This is a genomic window from Bradyrhizobium cosmicum, assembly GCF_032290525.1.
Lineage (GTDB): Bacteria > Pseudomonadota > Alphaproteobacteria > Rhizobiales > Xanthobacteraceae > Bradyrhizobium > Bradyrhizobium cosmicum_A.
Genome location: NZ_JASXTA010000024.1, coordinates 37,361 through 50,361 on the forward strand (window position 1 = coordinate 37,361; position 13,001 = coordinate 50,361).

At 61.4% G+C, this 13,001-nt stretch carries 12 protein-coding genes; 3 read left to right on the forward strand and 9 right to left on the reverse strand.

Annotated features, from left to right (window positions below; genetic code table 11):
• Positions 1-571: 571 nt before the first annotated feature.
• A complete protein-coding gene (locus QSV46_RS32265) occupies positions 572-892 on the reverse strand; it encodes a prolyl oligopeptidase family serine peptidase (RefSeq protein WP_314961106.1) in 321 nt (106 codons plus the stop codon).
• A 404-nt stretch (positions 893-1,296) separates the two neighbouring features.
• Positions 1,297-1,476, reverse strand: coding sequence for a hypothetical protein (locus tag QSV46_RS32270; protein WP_314961027.1), 180 nt, complete (start codon positions 1,474-1,476; stop codon positions 1,297-1,299).
• A gap of 60 nt (positions 1,477-1,536) precedes the next feature.
• Here QSV46_RS32270 and QSV46_RS32275 point away from each other — a divergent pair, with 60 nt between their 5' ends.
• Positions 1,537-1,917, forward strand: a complete 381-nt coding sequence (locus tag QSV46_RS32275) for a hypothetical protein (RefSeq protein WP_314961028.1) — start codon at positions 1,537-1,539, stop codon at positions 1,915-1,917.
• A 979-nt stretch (positions 1,918-2,896) separates the two neighbouring features.
• Here the strand turns inward: QSV46_RS32275 and nifT are convergent.
• The 4 genes from nifT to QSV46_RS32295 are packed head-to-tail and all read right to left on the reverse strand — an operon-like array spanning position 2,897 to position 4,981.
• The gene (gene nifT / locus QSV46_RS32280; RefSeq protein ID WP_314961030.1) at positions 2,897-3,118 is read right to left on the reverse strand and encodes a putative nitrogen fixation protein NifT; all 222 of its coding nucleotides are present in this window, start codon (positions 3,116-3,118) and stop codon (positions 2,897-2,899) included.
• Positions 3,115-4,308 (reverse strand): cysteine desulfurase NifS, encoded by a 1,194-nt coding sequence (gene nifS / locus QSV46_RS32285; RefSeq protein WP_314961032.1) that lies wholly within the window; start codon positions 4,306-4,308, stop codon positions 3,115-3,117. The genes nifT and nifS overlap by 4 nt, the downstream gene beginning before the upstream one ends.
• Positions 4,309-4,326: 18 nt before the next feature.
• Positions 4,327-4,620: a NifU family protein gene (locus QSV46_RS32290; protein WP_314961034.1), complete on the reverse strand. Its 294-nt coding sequence runs from the start codon at positions 4,618-4,620 to the stop codon at positions 4,327-4,329.
• A gap of 40 nt (positions 4,621-4,660) precedes the next feature.
• Positions 4,661-4,981, reverse strand: coding sequence for an iron-sulfur cluster assembly accessory protein (locus QSV46_RS32295; protein ID WP_314961036.1), 321 nt, complete (start codon positions 4,979-4,981; stop codon positions 4,661-4,663).
• Between the two features lie 318 nt (positions 4,982-5,299).
• On the opposite strand from QSV46_RS32295, the gene QSV46_RS32300 reads away from it, so the two are divergent.
• Both QSV46_RS32300 and QSV46_RS32305 read left to right on the forward strand, forming a co-directional pair.
• Complete coding sequence (locus QSV46_RS32300; RefSeq protein WP_314961038.1) at positions 5,300-5,890, forward strand: hypothetical protein; 591 nt, start codon at positions 5,300-5,302, stop codon at positions 5,888-5,890.
• A gap of 393 nt (positions 5,891-6,283) precedes the next feature.
• The gene (locus QSV46_RS32305; protein WP_314961111.1) at positions 6,284-6,421 is read left to right on the forward strand and encodes a hypothetical protein; all 138 of its coding nucleotides are present in this window, start codon (positions 6,284-6,286) and stop codon (positions 6,419-6,421) included.
• Positions 6,422-6,503: 82 nt separating this feature from the next.
• Here the strand turns inward: QSV46_RS32305 and QSV46_RS32310 are convergent, their stop codons facing one another.
• From QSV46_RS32310 to QSV46_RS32320, 3 genes are all read right to left on the reverse strand, one after another.
• A complete protein-coding gene (locus tag QSV46_RS32310; RefSeq protein WP_314961039.1) occupies positions 6,504-6,725 on the reverse strand; it encodes a hypothetical protein in 222 nt (73 codons plus the stop codon).
• A 301-nt stretch (positions 6,726-7,026) separates the two neighbouring features.
• Positions 7,027-11,736, reverse strand: coding sequence for a glutamate synthase large subunit (gene gltB, locus QSV46_RS32315; protein ID WP_314961040.1), 4,710 nt, complete (start codon positions 11,734-11,736; stop codon positions 7,027-7,029).
• Positions 11,737-11,868: 132 nt separating this feature from the next.
• The gene (locus QSV46_RS32320; RefSeq protein WP_314961042.1) at positions 11,869-12,987 is read right to left on the reverse strand and encodes a TlpA disulfide reductase family protein; all 1,119 of its coding nucleotides are present in this window, start codon (positions 12,985-12,987) and stop codon (positions 11,869-11,871) included.
• Positions 12,988-13,001: the final 14 nt, after the last annotated feature.

A 13,001-nucleotide genomic window follows, 5' to 3' on the forward strand; every position in this document is an offset into this window, starting at 1 on the left:
TCGAATGTGAGTTTTACAACTCATGTTCGAAAGCTGACAGACATTGCGATCACAAGAGCGCTGGCAGCGTTGTGTTGACGACGGGGAGGCTGCTTCACTGCTTCACTGCTTCACTGCTTCACTGCTTCACCTATGCCCTGGCAAAAAGCAGGGCGGGTGGCGTCGCTGAAAGTTGATCTTGTCGTTGAAAACGTGACGCCTGCGCAAAGCACAATCCGCATAAGACTTTCCGGACGCTTTGACGGACAACTTGATGCGGCGAGCCTTCGTAGATGCAGAGGAGAAGCAGTCCAGTTACCGACCTATGCCGGGGAAGATCACGCCGGCTCCTACGTGATATTCGGGACGGCGTTGTCAGGCAGGTGAAGAGAACCGCCTCGTGGCCAGGGTTCCGACGGCCGCGAATTTGACGTTCGTCCAAACGTGGGTTGGCACCTCAAATAGGTCGTGCGGGTGTGGATGCCTTCAAATCTACAAGCGGCAGCCGCCTCGGTCGACATCGCACGAACTGCCGCCCAAGAACTACACTACATCGTCGACGTCTCGGCAGCCAGCCGGCCGATCCTGCTCTTCAGCAAACGCACGCTAAGCACCAAGTAAGCCGGCGTGCTCGCTGTTGTCCTTGCAACAGCCGTGGCCGCCAGCGCATCCTCATAGAGACAAGCCTCATAGCCCACGCGTGCAGCTTCGCTGCCATTTTGCGCGCATGTCCGGGATGGACGCGATCGTCACGCCGCCTGGTGGCCATCAGGATCGGTGGATAGGACTGCCCGGGTCTTGCGCCATGATAGGCAGAATAGGTCTTCAGCCACTTCGAATCCTCAGCGTTGTCGGGATCGCCATATTCGGCGAGCCAGCTCGCCCCCACGAGCAGTTTGATGCAGCGGCGCATGTCGATCAGCGGGATGGTACAGAACAATGCGCCGAAGCGCTCGGGATATTGCGTTCATATGTTGGTGTTGAGGATGCCGCCGTTCGATCCACTCTCGGCCGCGATCCGCTTGGCCTGTGTCACGCCGCGCTTTACAAGATCGCCGGGGACGGCCGCGAATCATCATGCGACAATCTCTTGCCGGCGAGCCGGCCGGCGTCGTGCAGCGCGTGCCGAACTCGCCGCCGCCGCGCAAAACTGCCTGAACCGTGGCGCCGTCGCAGTCGAGAAGCGCGGAATTGTAGTACGGTTTCGCGGAGATCCCAAACCCGCCATATCCGCTCATATGGACCGGCGCGTTGCCGGTCTGTCTGACCGGGCCGGTCTGTGAATAGGAACTCGCTCACCGTCGATCGACGATGGCCTCATGCCGGGCGACCGCGCAATGCTCCGCGGGCGGCAAATGTCTTCGGCGCCCGCTTCAGCACGGCGGGACTGGCAACGCCTCGCTCCATCAGGATGAAGGACGGCGGGGTGAGCGGATCCTCGACGTGGGCCAGCAAGTCGCCATTGCTCTTGGACGGATCGCGATCGAGAGACCACATGTCGACGATTCCAAGATCAGGAAGCCCGCCTAATCGCTCGCGGTGCCATTATCGGATGGCGTGCAGATCTCGAAGATCTGGCCGGAGTTCGTCGATAATACAAAGCACGAGCTTGCCCGCACTCCAAAAGAAGCTCTGCAGCGGCCGGCGCGCGCCCGGTTCGAAGAGAACTTCGAACCGGCAACTGCCCGCCAGAAACGCCGGCAGCGAGATGACGATTATGATATCCGCGGCATAGGTCCGCCCTACCACAGACGAGGGTTCGCGCGGCTTCAGGCAAGCCAGTTGCGATACGACTGCATCCAGATGCTACTTGGCAGATCGCGCCTCGTCTTGGCGCCCGTTTCATCGCCGACCCAGAGCACGCAATTGGAGACGTCTGTCGCCTCGATGAACCAGGTCCGGCGGCACGACCGTGTCGTTAATACTGCAACCCACTGAAACATGAGCGACCTTGGTCTCAAAGATCACTGCCTACGCAGCTACCCTTGGCTTCGCGCAAGATAAAGCCATCGTGAAGAGCTTCGTGTCAGTGTCGAATTCCGCAAAGTAACAGCTTCGCTTCCGCCGCGCGATAGACTCAAGACCCACCGCGAATGAGTTCCTGGCGGTGCGCCCGTGGCATTCAGAAGCCTGTCCTCGCCTTCGCTGACGGCGAGTTGATCGAGGTCGAGCAGGATCTCCCATGATGGGCTCGGCATGCATACTCTTCCAATGTGGTGCGCCGCCAGAGGCCGCGTAGAGCCGGTCGTAAATCGCGGTCAGCGCATCTCTGTCTCGTTCGTCTGCCGATCCGCCAAACACTTCCAGCGTTCTGCTATTCTGCCGGTTCGCAATGTTCAGCGCCGGCGCGCCTTCGCTCTGTTCCAACCATGGATAGGGATCATCATCAGGCGCGGCGTTGGCCTTCCAGTTCGCGCGAGTTCGTCGAGGCTCTTTGTTTGACCATGCTTCATTACAACGTTGGTATTGACGCGCAGCTTCGAGATGGTTCAAGGATTTCCATGTCGGACGTCGCATCACGATTTTTAAGCTTGCGACCTGACCCGGCGCGAGATTCAACCCTCTCGAAACTAGATGTTGCGGACTTACAGCCGGTTGGCCTGACGGCCGTGAAGACGCGCGGAATACAACGAGCGGGCTGGCGATGTGGGCGCAGGGGCGTCGAAGCCTCCCCCATCACCGCCATCGCTGGCCCGACGCCTAAGTGCTGCGCCCACGCCCAGATTGCCTTTGGCACCGCGCCGCGATCTTGCTTGCGAAGAAAGCTACGAGCGCTTCCGGAGTGATCGGCACGCTCGGTCAGGCCAGGCCCAAACCAGGGGAACGGTGTCGCGTTCCTCCCAGGTGCCGGACCGCCCCGCCAAGAATAGCTTCCGCATCCGCCGGTTGGAGAGGTTCTGTGGAACCGCAGCATTCATCATTCGGTTGTTTCGCCGCCGCGCTTCTTGGCGTTGATAGTGATCGGTAGGGTGGTGTCACTCGCCATCGCGGGTAGGTCGAGCACCCAGCCGTTCGCGATTCTGATCCAACCGCCCCACAGCGTCTCGTGCTCCCATTCGACGATCGGCTCCTCGAGATCCTTCTTGGGCACATAAATCGAAAGGCCCGTCTCGGGCGAACGGCGAATCATAACCTTCATGGGAGCTCCGCACGTTGTGAGCTCTCGCCCGCGCGCTCCTGACACGCACGCCACAAGGCTCTCTGTTTGGCAGTGATGTCCGGCATGACTTGCAGGACACGGTCGATCTCATCGGGCGTCGTCTCGCGCGACAGCGAGAAGCGAACCGCACCACGCAAAAAGGCCGGTGGTACTCCCATCGCGCGCAGCACATGGGATGGCTCCATCGAGCCGGACGCGCAGGCTGAACCGAGTGAGACGGCAATTCCGTTGCGGTTCAGGTGGTGGACGATGGCCTCTGCCTCGAGATGCTCGAAGGCAATGTTAGACGTATTTGGCAAGCGGTTCTCGACATGACCAAGCACGATGCAACAGCCGTGAGCGAGAATGCCTTGCTCGAGCCGGTCGCGAAGGGCGCCAATCTGCATCTGGTCTTGTATGAGGTGTGCCGCAGCGAGTTCCGCCGCCTTGCCGAGCCCAACAATACCCGGAACGTTTTGGGTGCCAGCGCGGCGACGCCGCTCTTGTACGCCGCCGAATATCAGCGGCCGGAACTTGACGTCCTTGCGCACATACAGCGCGCCGATCCCCTTTGGACCATGAAGCTTGTGGCCGGAGAGCGACAGCATGTCAATGTCCGTAGCCTTCAGGTCAATCGGAATTCGCCCGACCGCCTGGACTGCGTCGGTGTGAAAGAGCGCGCCGACTGAGCGCGCCATCTTGGCGAGGGACCTCACCGGAAAGATCGTACCGGTCTCATTATCGGCCCACATGACCGAGGCGACTGACGTGCGCTTCGACAACGCGTTGCGATAAGTCTCGATGTCCAGTCGGCCGCTTGCATCGACCGGAATGACATGGGTCTTGATTCCTCGTCGGCCCAACTCCTCGGCAAGGGACAGCACGGCCGGATGCTCAACGGCGGTTGTGACGATCTCGTCGCGCCCCTCCTGCACGGCGAGCGCAGACAGGATCGCTGTGTTGTCGGATTCAGTCCCGCCCGAGGTGAAGACGATCTCATCATCGAATGCCGCGCCAATGAGGGACTGCAGGTTCCGGCGCGCCTGTTTCAATGCGGGCGCAACCTCGCTGCCGAATGCATGCGCGGACGACGCATTGCCGAATCGTGTAGAGAAGAACGGCAGCATCGCAGCAACGACCAAAGAATGTGCACGGGTCGTCGCGTTGTTATCCAGGTAGATCGGCTGCACGGACTGTCCGCTCTGCACTTAGTGTCCCACTCTGGCAGCTCCGGGGAGCGGAATCAGGCGGACGAACTCGCCGAGCCGCTCGATCAGACGCGCCGCAATGGCCGCGAGCGTCGTGCCCGCAAGCTTGCATAACATGGAAGCGCCGGTGAGCCTGACCATGATCGTTTTGCCGTCGATTTTGACGAGCTCACAATCTCCACGATCACGCCTGAGACTCGCCCGATTCTCATCGGGCACGGCACGGACAATCCGCTCACGATCGGAAGGCTCAGAAATCGGAGGCTGCTTCGTTGGTTCAGTCTTGATGCCCATGTTGCAAAGACCTTCTATTGCTGATGGTCCGAAGACAGGCTCACCTGCACGATTTGTCGCAGGAGCAGCTCGACTTGGCATTTGGATTGTCGAATCGGAACCCTGATCCTTCGGGCGACACCACGAAGTCGATCGTGGTGCCGTTAAGATGCACCTGGCTCGCGCTATCGACGAAGACTTTGATGCCGCCCTGCTCGATCACGGCATCATCGGAGCTCGGCCCATAGGCGAGATCCATCTTGTATGTGAACCCTTCGCAGCCGCCGCCATCGATCATGATCCGCAAACCGCTCGCCGGCTGCACTGTCTTGGAGATTGCGGCCCTCAATGCTTTGATGGCGTTTTCCGTTAGGTTGATCATTTCTGACTAGCTCTCGGGTCTTGTTGCAAGGCACGATTCGCAAATTCCATGCCAGTCGAGATGCAGCTGAAATGAAGGGTTTGCAGGCGGCCACTATTCGATTCGCGACCTGTGTGTCGGGTTTTCGACACCAGGCTTGCCGGCCGCCGCGTCATCCGGCCAAGACCTCGCCACGGTGCCAGCACGTATCCATGCATATAGCGCCAAGCTGCCGCTTACGCCGCGGAGATAGCGTGACGGCAAACAACTTGCATAAGCGTAGCGGACACGTCGCTTTGCGCGACGCGTGCAGACCACGCATTGATGAGGAGCCTTTCCATGACGTCGATTGACAACACTGCTCTTGGCCCGTTAGACAAGGAGGGGCGGCTATTGAACGCGGTGCTTAAGAGTGAAACAACCAAGGCGGGGCGATTTGGATTCCGAGGCGACATCGCGCTGAAGTTCCAAGCTCAGCTGGCCGACGAAAAACGACCGCCGGACTATTCCATCGAACAAGTTCTTGCGATCGCGCAGGAAGGCGAGCCGACCATCCCAGTCCTTGCCGGATATCTGCATTCCTTCGCGTATCTACCCGAGGTCGCAGAGGTGCTGGATGGCAGGCTGAACCCCAAAGGCAGCTATTTCATCTTCTGCAACAACATCGATCTGCTCGCGAAGTACCGTGTCAAGATAGGCGACATCACCTTCCGCATTCTGCCTTGCGACGAATCGACTGTGTGGAAGGAGATGATGGACCTCGCCGGCGTCGACAAGAATGACATCAAGAAATTCGGTACGGCCGGTAGACTCGACTACTTGCTCGACGCGGCCAAGGACATCGGTGGATTATACAGCGAGATCTCATACGAGGACGGCTTGGCCAAAATGGAGCCGGTGAAGAACAGAGGCGAAAACCGCCCGGTCTGAGGCATCGCCTCAGACCCCCTCGCCAGCTCGACGAGTCTGCCGCAGAGAGAGTCACTGCACCCAGAGTGAGCTCTGTACCGCCGCGCCTAGGACTGGCTCTGAGACCCTCGTGATGGACTTGTCGACCTACGTTTGGGAGATCACACCGCCGCTCTGCTAGTCGTGTGTTGGCCATGAGTATTGTCGTCAATTACGCGAGGGAAGGCTGGCCGCGAGGGTCCGGCTGACTGCGTCCATTCAGGATCCGAACATTCCAATGATGATCGGCTCCTATTCGCAGTCATATTCCATAGGGCTGATCGGCGGTGTATGGATCAGCTTTGGCGTTGTGCTCCAGGCCTTTGCTGGCCTGAGCGGAACAGGGATGCCGCGCGAGAAGCGATCGCTGTGCTGATGTTCAAGGAAAGACCGCCGGCGATCGGCACGCTCGCCGGCTGGGCGATCTCCGTGCTGCGGAACGCCGGCGCCATCCGCGAGTGCGAGGAGCACAGGTGGACGCAGGACCGCGCCGACCCGCGGTTGGAAGCATGATAGTCATTACGCATTCTCGCCATCATGTCGGCGTTACCTGGAATCTCAGCCATGCATCTCCCATTTCCGCCACACGGCGCTCTCACTTCAACTGCGGGGTCGCCAATTGCGATGCTCGTGGCATGTACGGAGCACCGGCGCAGAGTGTGACTCTGGTGTGCGCCTTGCTGGCTAAGCGGCGCGCGGCATTCCAAGCGCCTTCGTCGGGATCGCCTACAGTAAGGGATAATTGATCTTGATTGATGCAATCAGCAGCGCTGACGATGAAATCATGCGGCTTTTGGTGATCTTCGATGGACTTCAACGGACCAGGCGACGGCGAGCTTATAGTAGCCCACACCTGCTGTCGTGCAACCCTCACTGTCATTGCGCTCCAGGGGCCCGATCCAGTACGTTCCTCAGAACGACGCGTGGGGACGTCAAAACGATCTCGCGTGATCACGAGGCAGGAACGTCTCAGCCGGCCCTCTCGAGAGGATCTGCTTCGGGTTGCGCTGGCCGGACGCGTGTGGGAACGGTGTTAGCGCATTATCATCGTCGGGCGCGTGCGGTGTTCGGCATGTCGGTGGTACTGTCTCAGCTTCCGGAGCTCAATCGCGATTCGGCTAGGCGTCCGCGTTGGCGGCCATCTCGCGCAGCGCGCGCCGGTATTCGACCGGCATCACCTTGCGGAATTTGGGCAGCCAGTCCTTCCAGTTGGCCAGGATGTCGGCGGCGCGCCTGGAGCCGGTCGCTTTGGCATGGCGCGTGATCAGGACGTGGAGGCGCTCGACGTCTGAGGTGAGCAGGTCCTTGAACACGTCGACCCGGCCGTGCGCCTCGAGGTCACCGGAGTGGTGATAGGTGCCGGCGTTGATCAGCTCCTCCGACAGCACCGGCTCGAGCTCAACCATCGCCATGTTGCACAGCCTGTCGAAGTCGCCGGTCTCGTCCAGCACATACGCGATACCGCCGGACATGCCGGCCGCGAAGTTTCGTCCGGTCTTGCCGAGCACGACCACGATGCCGCCGGTCATGTATTCGCAGCAATGGTCGCCCGCGCCCTCGACCACCGCCACCGCGCCGGAATTGCGCACGGCAAAACGCTCGCCGGCGATGCCGCGGAAGTAGCACTCGCCTTGAATGGCGCCGTACATCACGGTGTTGCCGACGATGATGCTCTCTTCCGGCACGATGCCGCTGTTGGCCGGCGGCTTGACGATGATCTTGCCGCCCGAGAGGCCCTTGCCGACATAGTCGTTGGCTTCGCCTTCGAGCTCGAAGGTGACGCCTTGCGCCAGCCACGCGCCGAAAGCCTGGCCGGCAGTGCCCTTGAGGCTGACATGGATGGTCTCATGCGGCAGGCCGGCATGGCCGTAGATCTTGGCGACCGCACCCGACAGCATCGCGCCCGCGGAGCGGTTGGTGCTGTTGATCTTGGCCTCGATCTTCACCGGCGCGCCGCGGTCGAGCGCAGGCGTCGCCTGCTCGATCAGCGTGCGGTCGAGCACCGCTTCCAGATGATGGTTCTGGCGCTCGGAGTGATAGATCTTCTGGCCCTTCTCTTCCTTCTGCTTGACGAAGAGCTTCGAGAAGTCGAGGCCCTTGGCCTTCCAGTGCGCGACCAGCTTGGTCTGGTCGAGCAGCTGCACCTGGCCGATCATCTCGTTGAAGCTGCGGAAGCCGAGCGAGGCCATGATCTCGCGGACCTCCTCGGCGACGAAGAAGAAGTAGTTGATCACATGCTCGGGCTGGCCGGTGAAGCGCTTGCGCAGGACGGGGTCCTGGGTCGCGACGCCGACCGGGCAGGTGTTGAGATGGCACTTGCGCATCATGATGCAGCCGGCCGCGATCAAGGGCGCGGTGGCGAAGCCGAACTCGTCAGCGCCCAGTAGCGCGCCGATCACGACGTCACGGCCGGTGCGGAAGCCGCCGTCGACCTGGACCACGATGCGGCTGCGCAGCCGCTCGCGCACCAGCGTCCGGTGGGTTTCGGCGAGGCCGATCTCCCACGGCGAGCCGGCGTGCTTGATCGAGGTCAGCGGCGAAGCGCCGGTGCCGCCCTCGAAGCCCGCGATGGTGACATGGTCGGCGCGCGCCTTGGCGACGCCCGCGGCTACGGTGCCGACGCCGATCTCCGAGACGAGCTTGACCGAGACCGCGCCGTCCGGGTTGACGTTCTTGAGGTCGTAGATGAGCTGCGCCAGATCCTCGATCGAGTAGATGTCGTGGTGCGGTGGCGGCGAGATCAGGCCGACGCCCGGCGTCGAATGCCGGACCTTTGCGATGGTGGCATCGACCTTGTGGCCGGGCAACTGGCCGCCTTCGCCGGGTTTTGCACCCTGCGCCATCTTGATCTGCATCATGTCGGAGTTGACGAGATACTCCGTGGTGACGCCGAAGCGGCCCGAGGCGACCTGCTTGATTGCCGAGCGCATGCTGTCACCGTTCGGCATCGGCTTGAAGCGGTCGGCTTCCTCGCCGCCTTCGCCGGTGTTCGACTTGCCGCCGATCCGGTTCATGGCGATCGCGAGCGTGGTGTGCGCCTCGCGCGAGATCGAGCCGAAGCTCATCGCGCCGGTGGCGAAACGCTTGACGATGTCCTTGGCCGGCTCGACCTGGTCGAGCGGTACCGGCTTGCGCTTCTCTTCGTCCGCATTCTTGATCCGGAACAGGCCGCGCAGCGTCAGGAGACGCTCCGACTGCTCGTTGAGGATCTTGGCGAAGGCGCGGTAGCGTTCCAGCGAATTGCCGCGCGCGGCGTGCTGGAGCAGCCCCACCGACTCGGCGGTCCATGCATGGTCCTCGCCGCGGCTGCGATAGGCATATTCGCCGCCGACATCGAGCGAGGTCTTGTACACGAGCGCGTCGCCGAACGCGTCGGCATGACGGCGCACCGCCTCTTCGGCGATCTCGCCAAGACCGACGCCCTCAACGCGGGTGTGCGTGCCGGCGAAGAATTTTCCGACGAATTCCGCCTTGAGGCCGATGGCGTCGAAGATCTGCGCGCCGCAATAGGACTGGTAGGTCGAGATGCCCATCTTGGACATCACCTTGAGCAGGCCCTTGCCGATCGACTTGATGTAGCGCTTGACGATCTCGTAGTCGTCGAGCGAGCCGGGCAGGCGGTCCTTCATCGCGATGATGGTCTCGAACGCCAGATACGGATTGATCGCTTCCGCGCCGTAGCCGGCGAGACAGGCGAAGTGATGCACTTCGCGCGGCTCGCCGGATTCGACGACGAGGCCGACCGAAGTGCGCAATCCGGTGCGGATCAGATGATGATGCACGGCGGCGCAGGCCAGCAGCGACGGGATCGGAACCCGGTCGGTGCCGACCATGCGGTCGGACAGGATGATGATGTTGACGCCCTCGCGCACCGCGCTCTCGGCGCGCGCGCAGAGCTCGTCCAGCACCTGGTCCATGCCGGCCGCGCCGAGGCCGGCGTGGAAGGTGGTGTCCAGCGTGCGCGACTTGAAGTGCGACTCGGCGACCTCGGAGATTGAGCGGATCTTTTCGAGGTCCGCGTCGGTCAGGATCGGCTGGCGCGCTTCGAGGCGCTTGGTAGTGGCTAGGCCTTGCAGGTCGAACAGGTTCGGCCGCGGTCCGATGATGGAGACGAGGCTCATCACCAGCTCCTCGCGGATCGGATCGATCGGCGGATTGGTGACCTGCGCAAAGTTCTGCTTGAAGTAGGTGAACAGCGGCTTGGCCTTGGCCGAGAGCGCCGAGATCGGCGTATCGTTGCCCATCGAGCCTGCGGCTTCCTCGCCGGTGGAGGCCATCGGCGTCATCAGGATGGTGATGTCTTCCTGGCTGTAGCCGAACGCCTGCTGGCGATCGAGCAGCGACAGGTTGGAGCGCACGCCGGTGGTCGGCACCTTCGGCAGCTCTTCCAGCACGATCTGGGTCCGCTCCAGCCACTCCGTGTAGGGATGGCTCCTGGCGAGCTCGGCCTTGATCTCGTCGTCGGGGATGAGGCGGCCCTGCTCGAGGTCGACCAGCAGCATCTTGCCGGGCTGCAAGCGCCACTTGGTGATGATCTGGTCCTCGGGAATCGTCAGCACGCCCATCTCGGACGCCATCACGATGCGATCGTCCTTGGTGACGAGATAGCGCGCGGGACGAAGGCCATTGCGGTCCAGCGTGGCACCGATCTGGCGGCCGTCGGTGAAGGCGATCGCGGCGGGGCCGTCCCACGGCTCCATCAGGGCTGCGTGATACTCGTAGAAGGCGCGGCGCTTCTCATCCATCAAGGGATTGCCGGCCCACGCCTCCGGAATCATCATCATGACGGCGTGCGGCAGCGAGTAGCCGCCCTGCACCAGGAATTCGAGTGCATTGTCGAAGCAGGCGGTGTCCGACTGGCCTTCGTAGGAGATCGGCCAGAGCCGGTTGATGTCCTTGCCGTACAGCTCGGAGCTCACCGAGGCTTGGCGTACCGCCATCCAGTTGACGTTGCCGCGCAGCGTATTGATCTCGCCGTTATGCGCGATCATGCGGTAGGGATGCGCCAGCGACCACGCCGGGAAGGTGTTGGTCGAGAAACGCTGGTGCACGAGCGCCAGCGCGCTCTCGAAGTCCGCCTCGTGCAGATCGGGATAATACTTGCCGAGCTGGTCGGCCAGGAACATGCCCTTGTAGATCACGGTGCGGCAGGACATAGAGCACGGATAATAGCCGGCACGTCTGCGGTCGCGACGCTGATAGATCGCTTGCGAGATCGACTTGCGCAGGATGTAGAGCCGGCGCTCGAAATCGTCCTCGGTCTTGGCGGTGCCGTTGCGGCCGATGAAAACCTGCATGCAGGCGGGCTCGGTCGGCTTCACGGTGACGCCGAGCGAGGAATTGTCGGTCGGCACGTCGCGCCAGCCGAGCAGTGTCAGGCCCTCTTCCTTGATCTGGTCGGCGATGATGCTCTTGATGACGTTGCGCCAGGCGGCGTCGCGCGGCATGAACAACGCGCCGATGGCGTATTCGCCCGGATTGGGCAGTGCGAAACCGAGCTCTTTGGCCTTGCGGCTGAAGAAAGCATGCGGGATCTGCACCAGAATGCCGGCTCCGTCACCGGCGCGCGGGTCGGCGCCGACAGCGCCGCGGTGCTCGAGGTTGCAGAGGATGCTGAGCGCGTCCGCGACGATCTCGTGCGACTTCTGGCCCTTGATGTTGGCGATGAAGCCGACGCCGCAGGAATCTTTTTCCAGGCTCGGATCGTACAGGCCTACGGCCGGCGGCCGTGAATTGTGTTCCTGAATCGGATCGGTCGTTTTCGAGGCGACCGTCGCCGACAGTTGCTCTGCCACGATGTTTCCGCGCTCGACTTGCGACCCGTTCATGTTCTCGTCCTCTTCATGCGGCAAGCTGCCTCACCGCCATCTTCGGCGCACCTTGGGCGTCCCGCGGCACCCGCTTCTGGGTCACCGCTCGTCCGCTCGCGAGCCGCATTTTCTTAAATTCAGGCCAAGAATTCAGACCAAGGCGCTTTTCGTCCACGAGAACGGCTTTGCCTCCTCATCCTCGTACTTGGCCAAGGCCTTAAGCAACAGCCGCAGGTAGTGCGCCTTCTGTTCAGCCGCCATTGGCCTCGGGCCGTCCAGCGACTTCACCGCCGACTCAACTAAATCGACCGCACGATCGTTGTCGCCGCTTTCGAAACAATACTGAGCGACCGCCACATAGGAAAGAAACTTGCGGCCCGGCAGGTCTTCTGGAGAGTTCAGCGCGAGGATGTGTTCGGCCAAGTTCTTGCCAATCGCAAAACGATCAGCATGCGGGACATCAGAGTTCTTCTGCGCTGGATTAGAGAGTTGGCGGATCGCTCGCACCTTCCACAACTCGGATTGCTCTTCGATCGCATCGCGAGCCAATTCACGCATAACGGGTAATCCCGTCTGCTTGTCAGGGATTGTGTGCTGGGCTAGATCCTCATGAACTAGGTGAACGTTGATGTCGTCCGGCATCACTGCGACGCCCTCTTTAGCGGCCGAAAACGCCGTCGACGAATCCTGCGCCTTCAGCGCCGGTCCAAAATTGCCCCAGAATGCTTGCATCAGGGCTTTCTCGCGCATTTCAGATTCTGCTTCAGCGAGTCGCTCAGCATCCGCTGCTTTGGCTTCATCGCTGGTGCGCCAGGTGCCATTTGCGATTTTTGGAAACACGTCATACAGTTGCATCGGGCGACCGATAAAGGCGACGTGACCGTCACGGTCGATGACGAACGAGGTGGGGATAGTGCTAGAAACACTGGGCGCCATCCAACACTTCTTCATTTTTCCCGCGTAATCGAACGCGATCCGAAAGTTCAGCTCCGAGCCTTTCTTGGTCAACCATGCGTCCAAGTTTGTTCGCGCCTCCTCGGCCGTTGAGCCTCGCTCGGAAGCTGCAACTGCAATGACCTCAACTGCGCTATCGGCGAATTTCTCTTGCATCTGCGCGAGACGGGAAATCTCCGCCACACATCCGCCGCACCAAGTCGCCCAAAACTCGACAATATACAGCGTACCCAGCTTAAAGTTGGTGAGGGGCTCGCCACGTACCCAGCTTTCCACCCTGATCGGAGGAGCTGGCGACTCCATACGAAGAATCATGTTGTTCTCCAAAG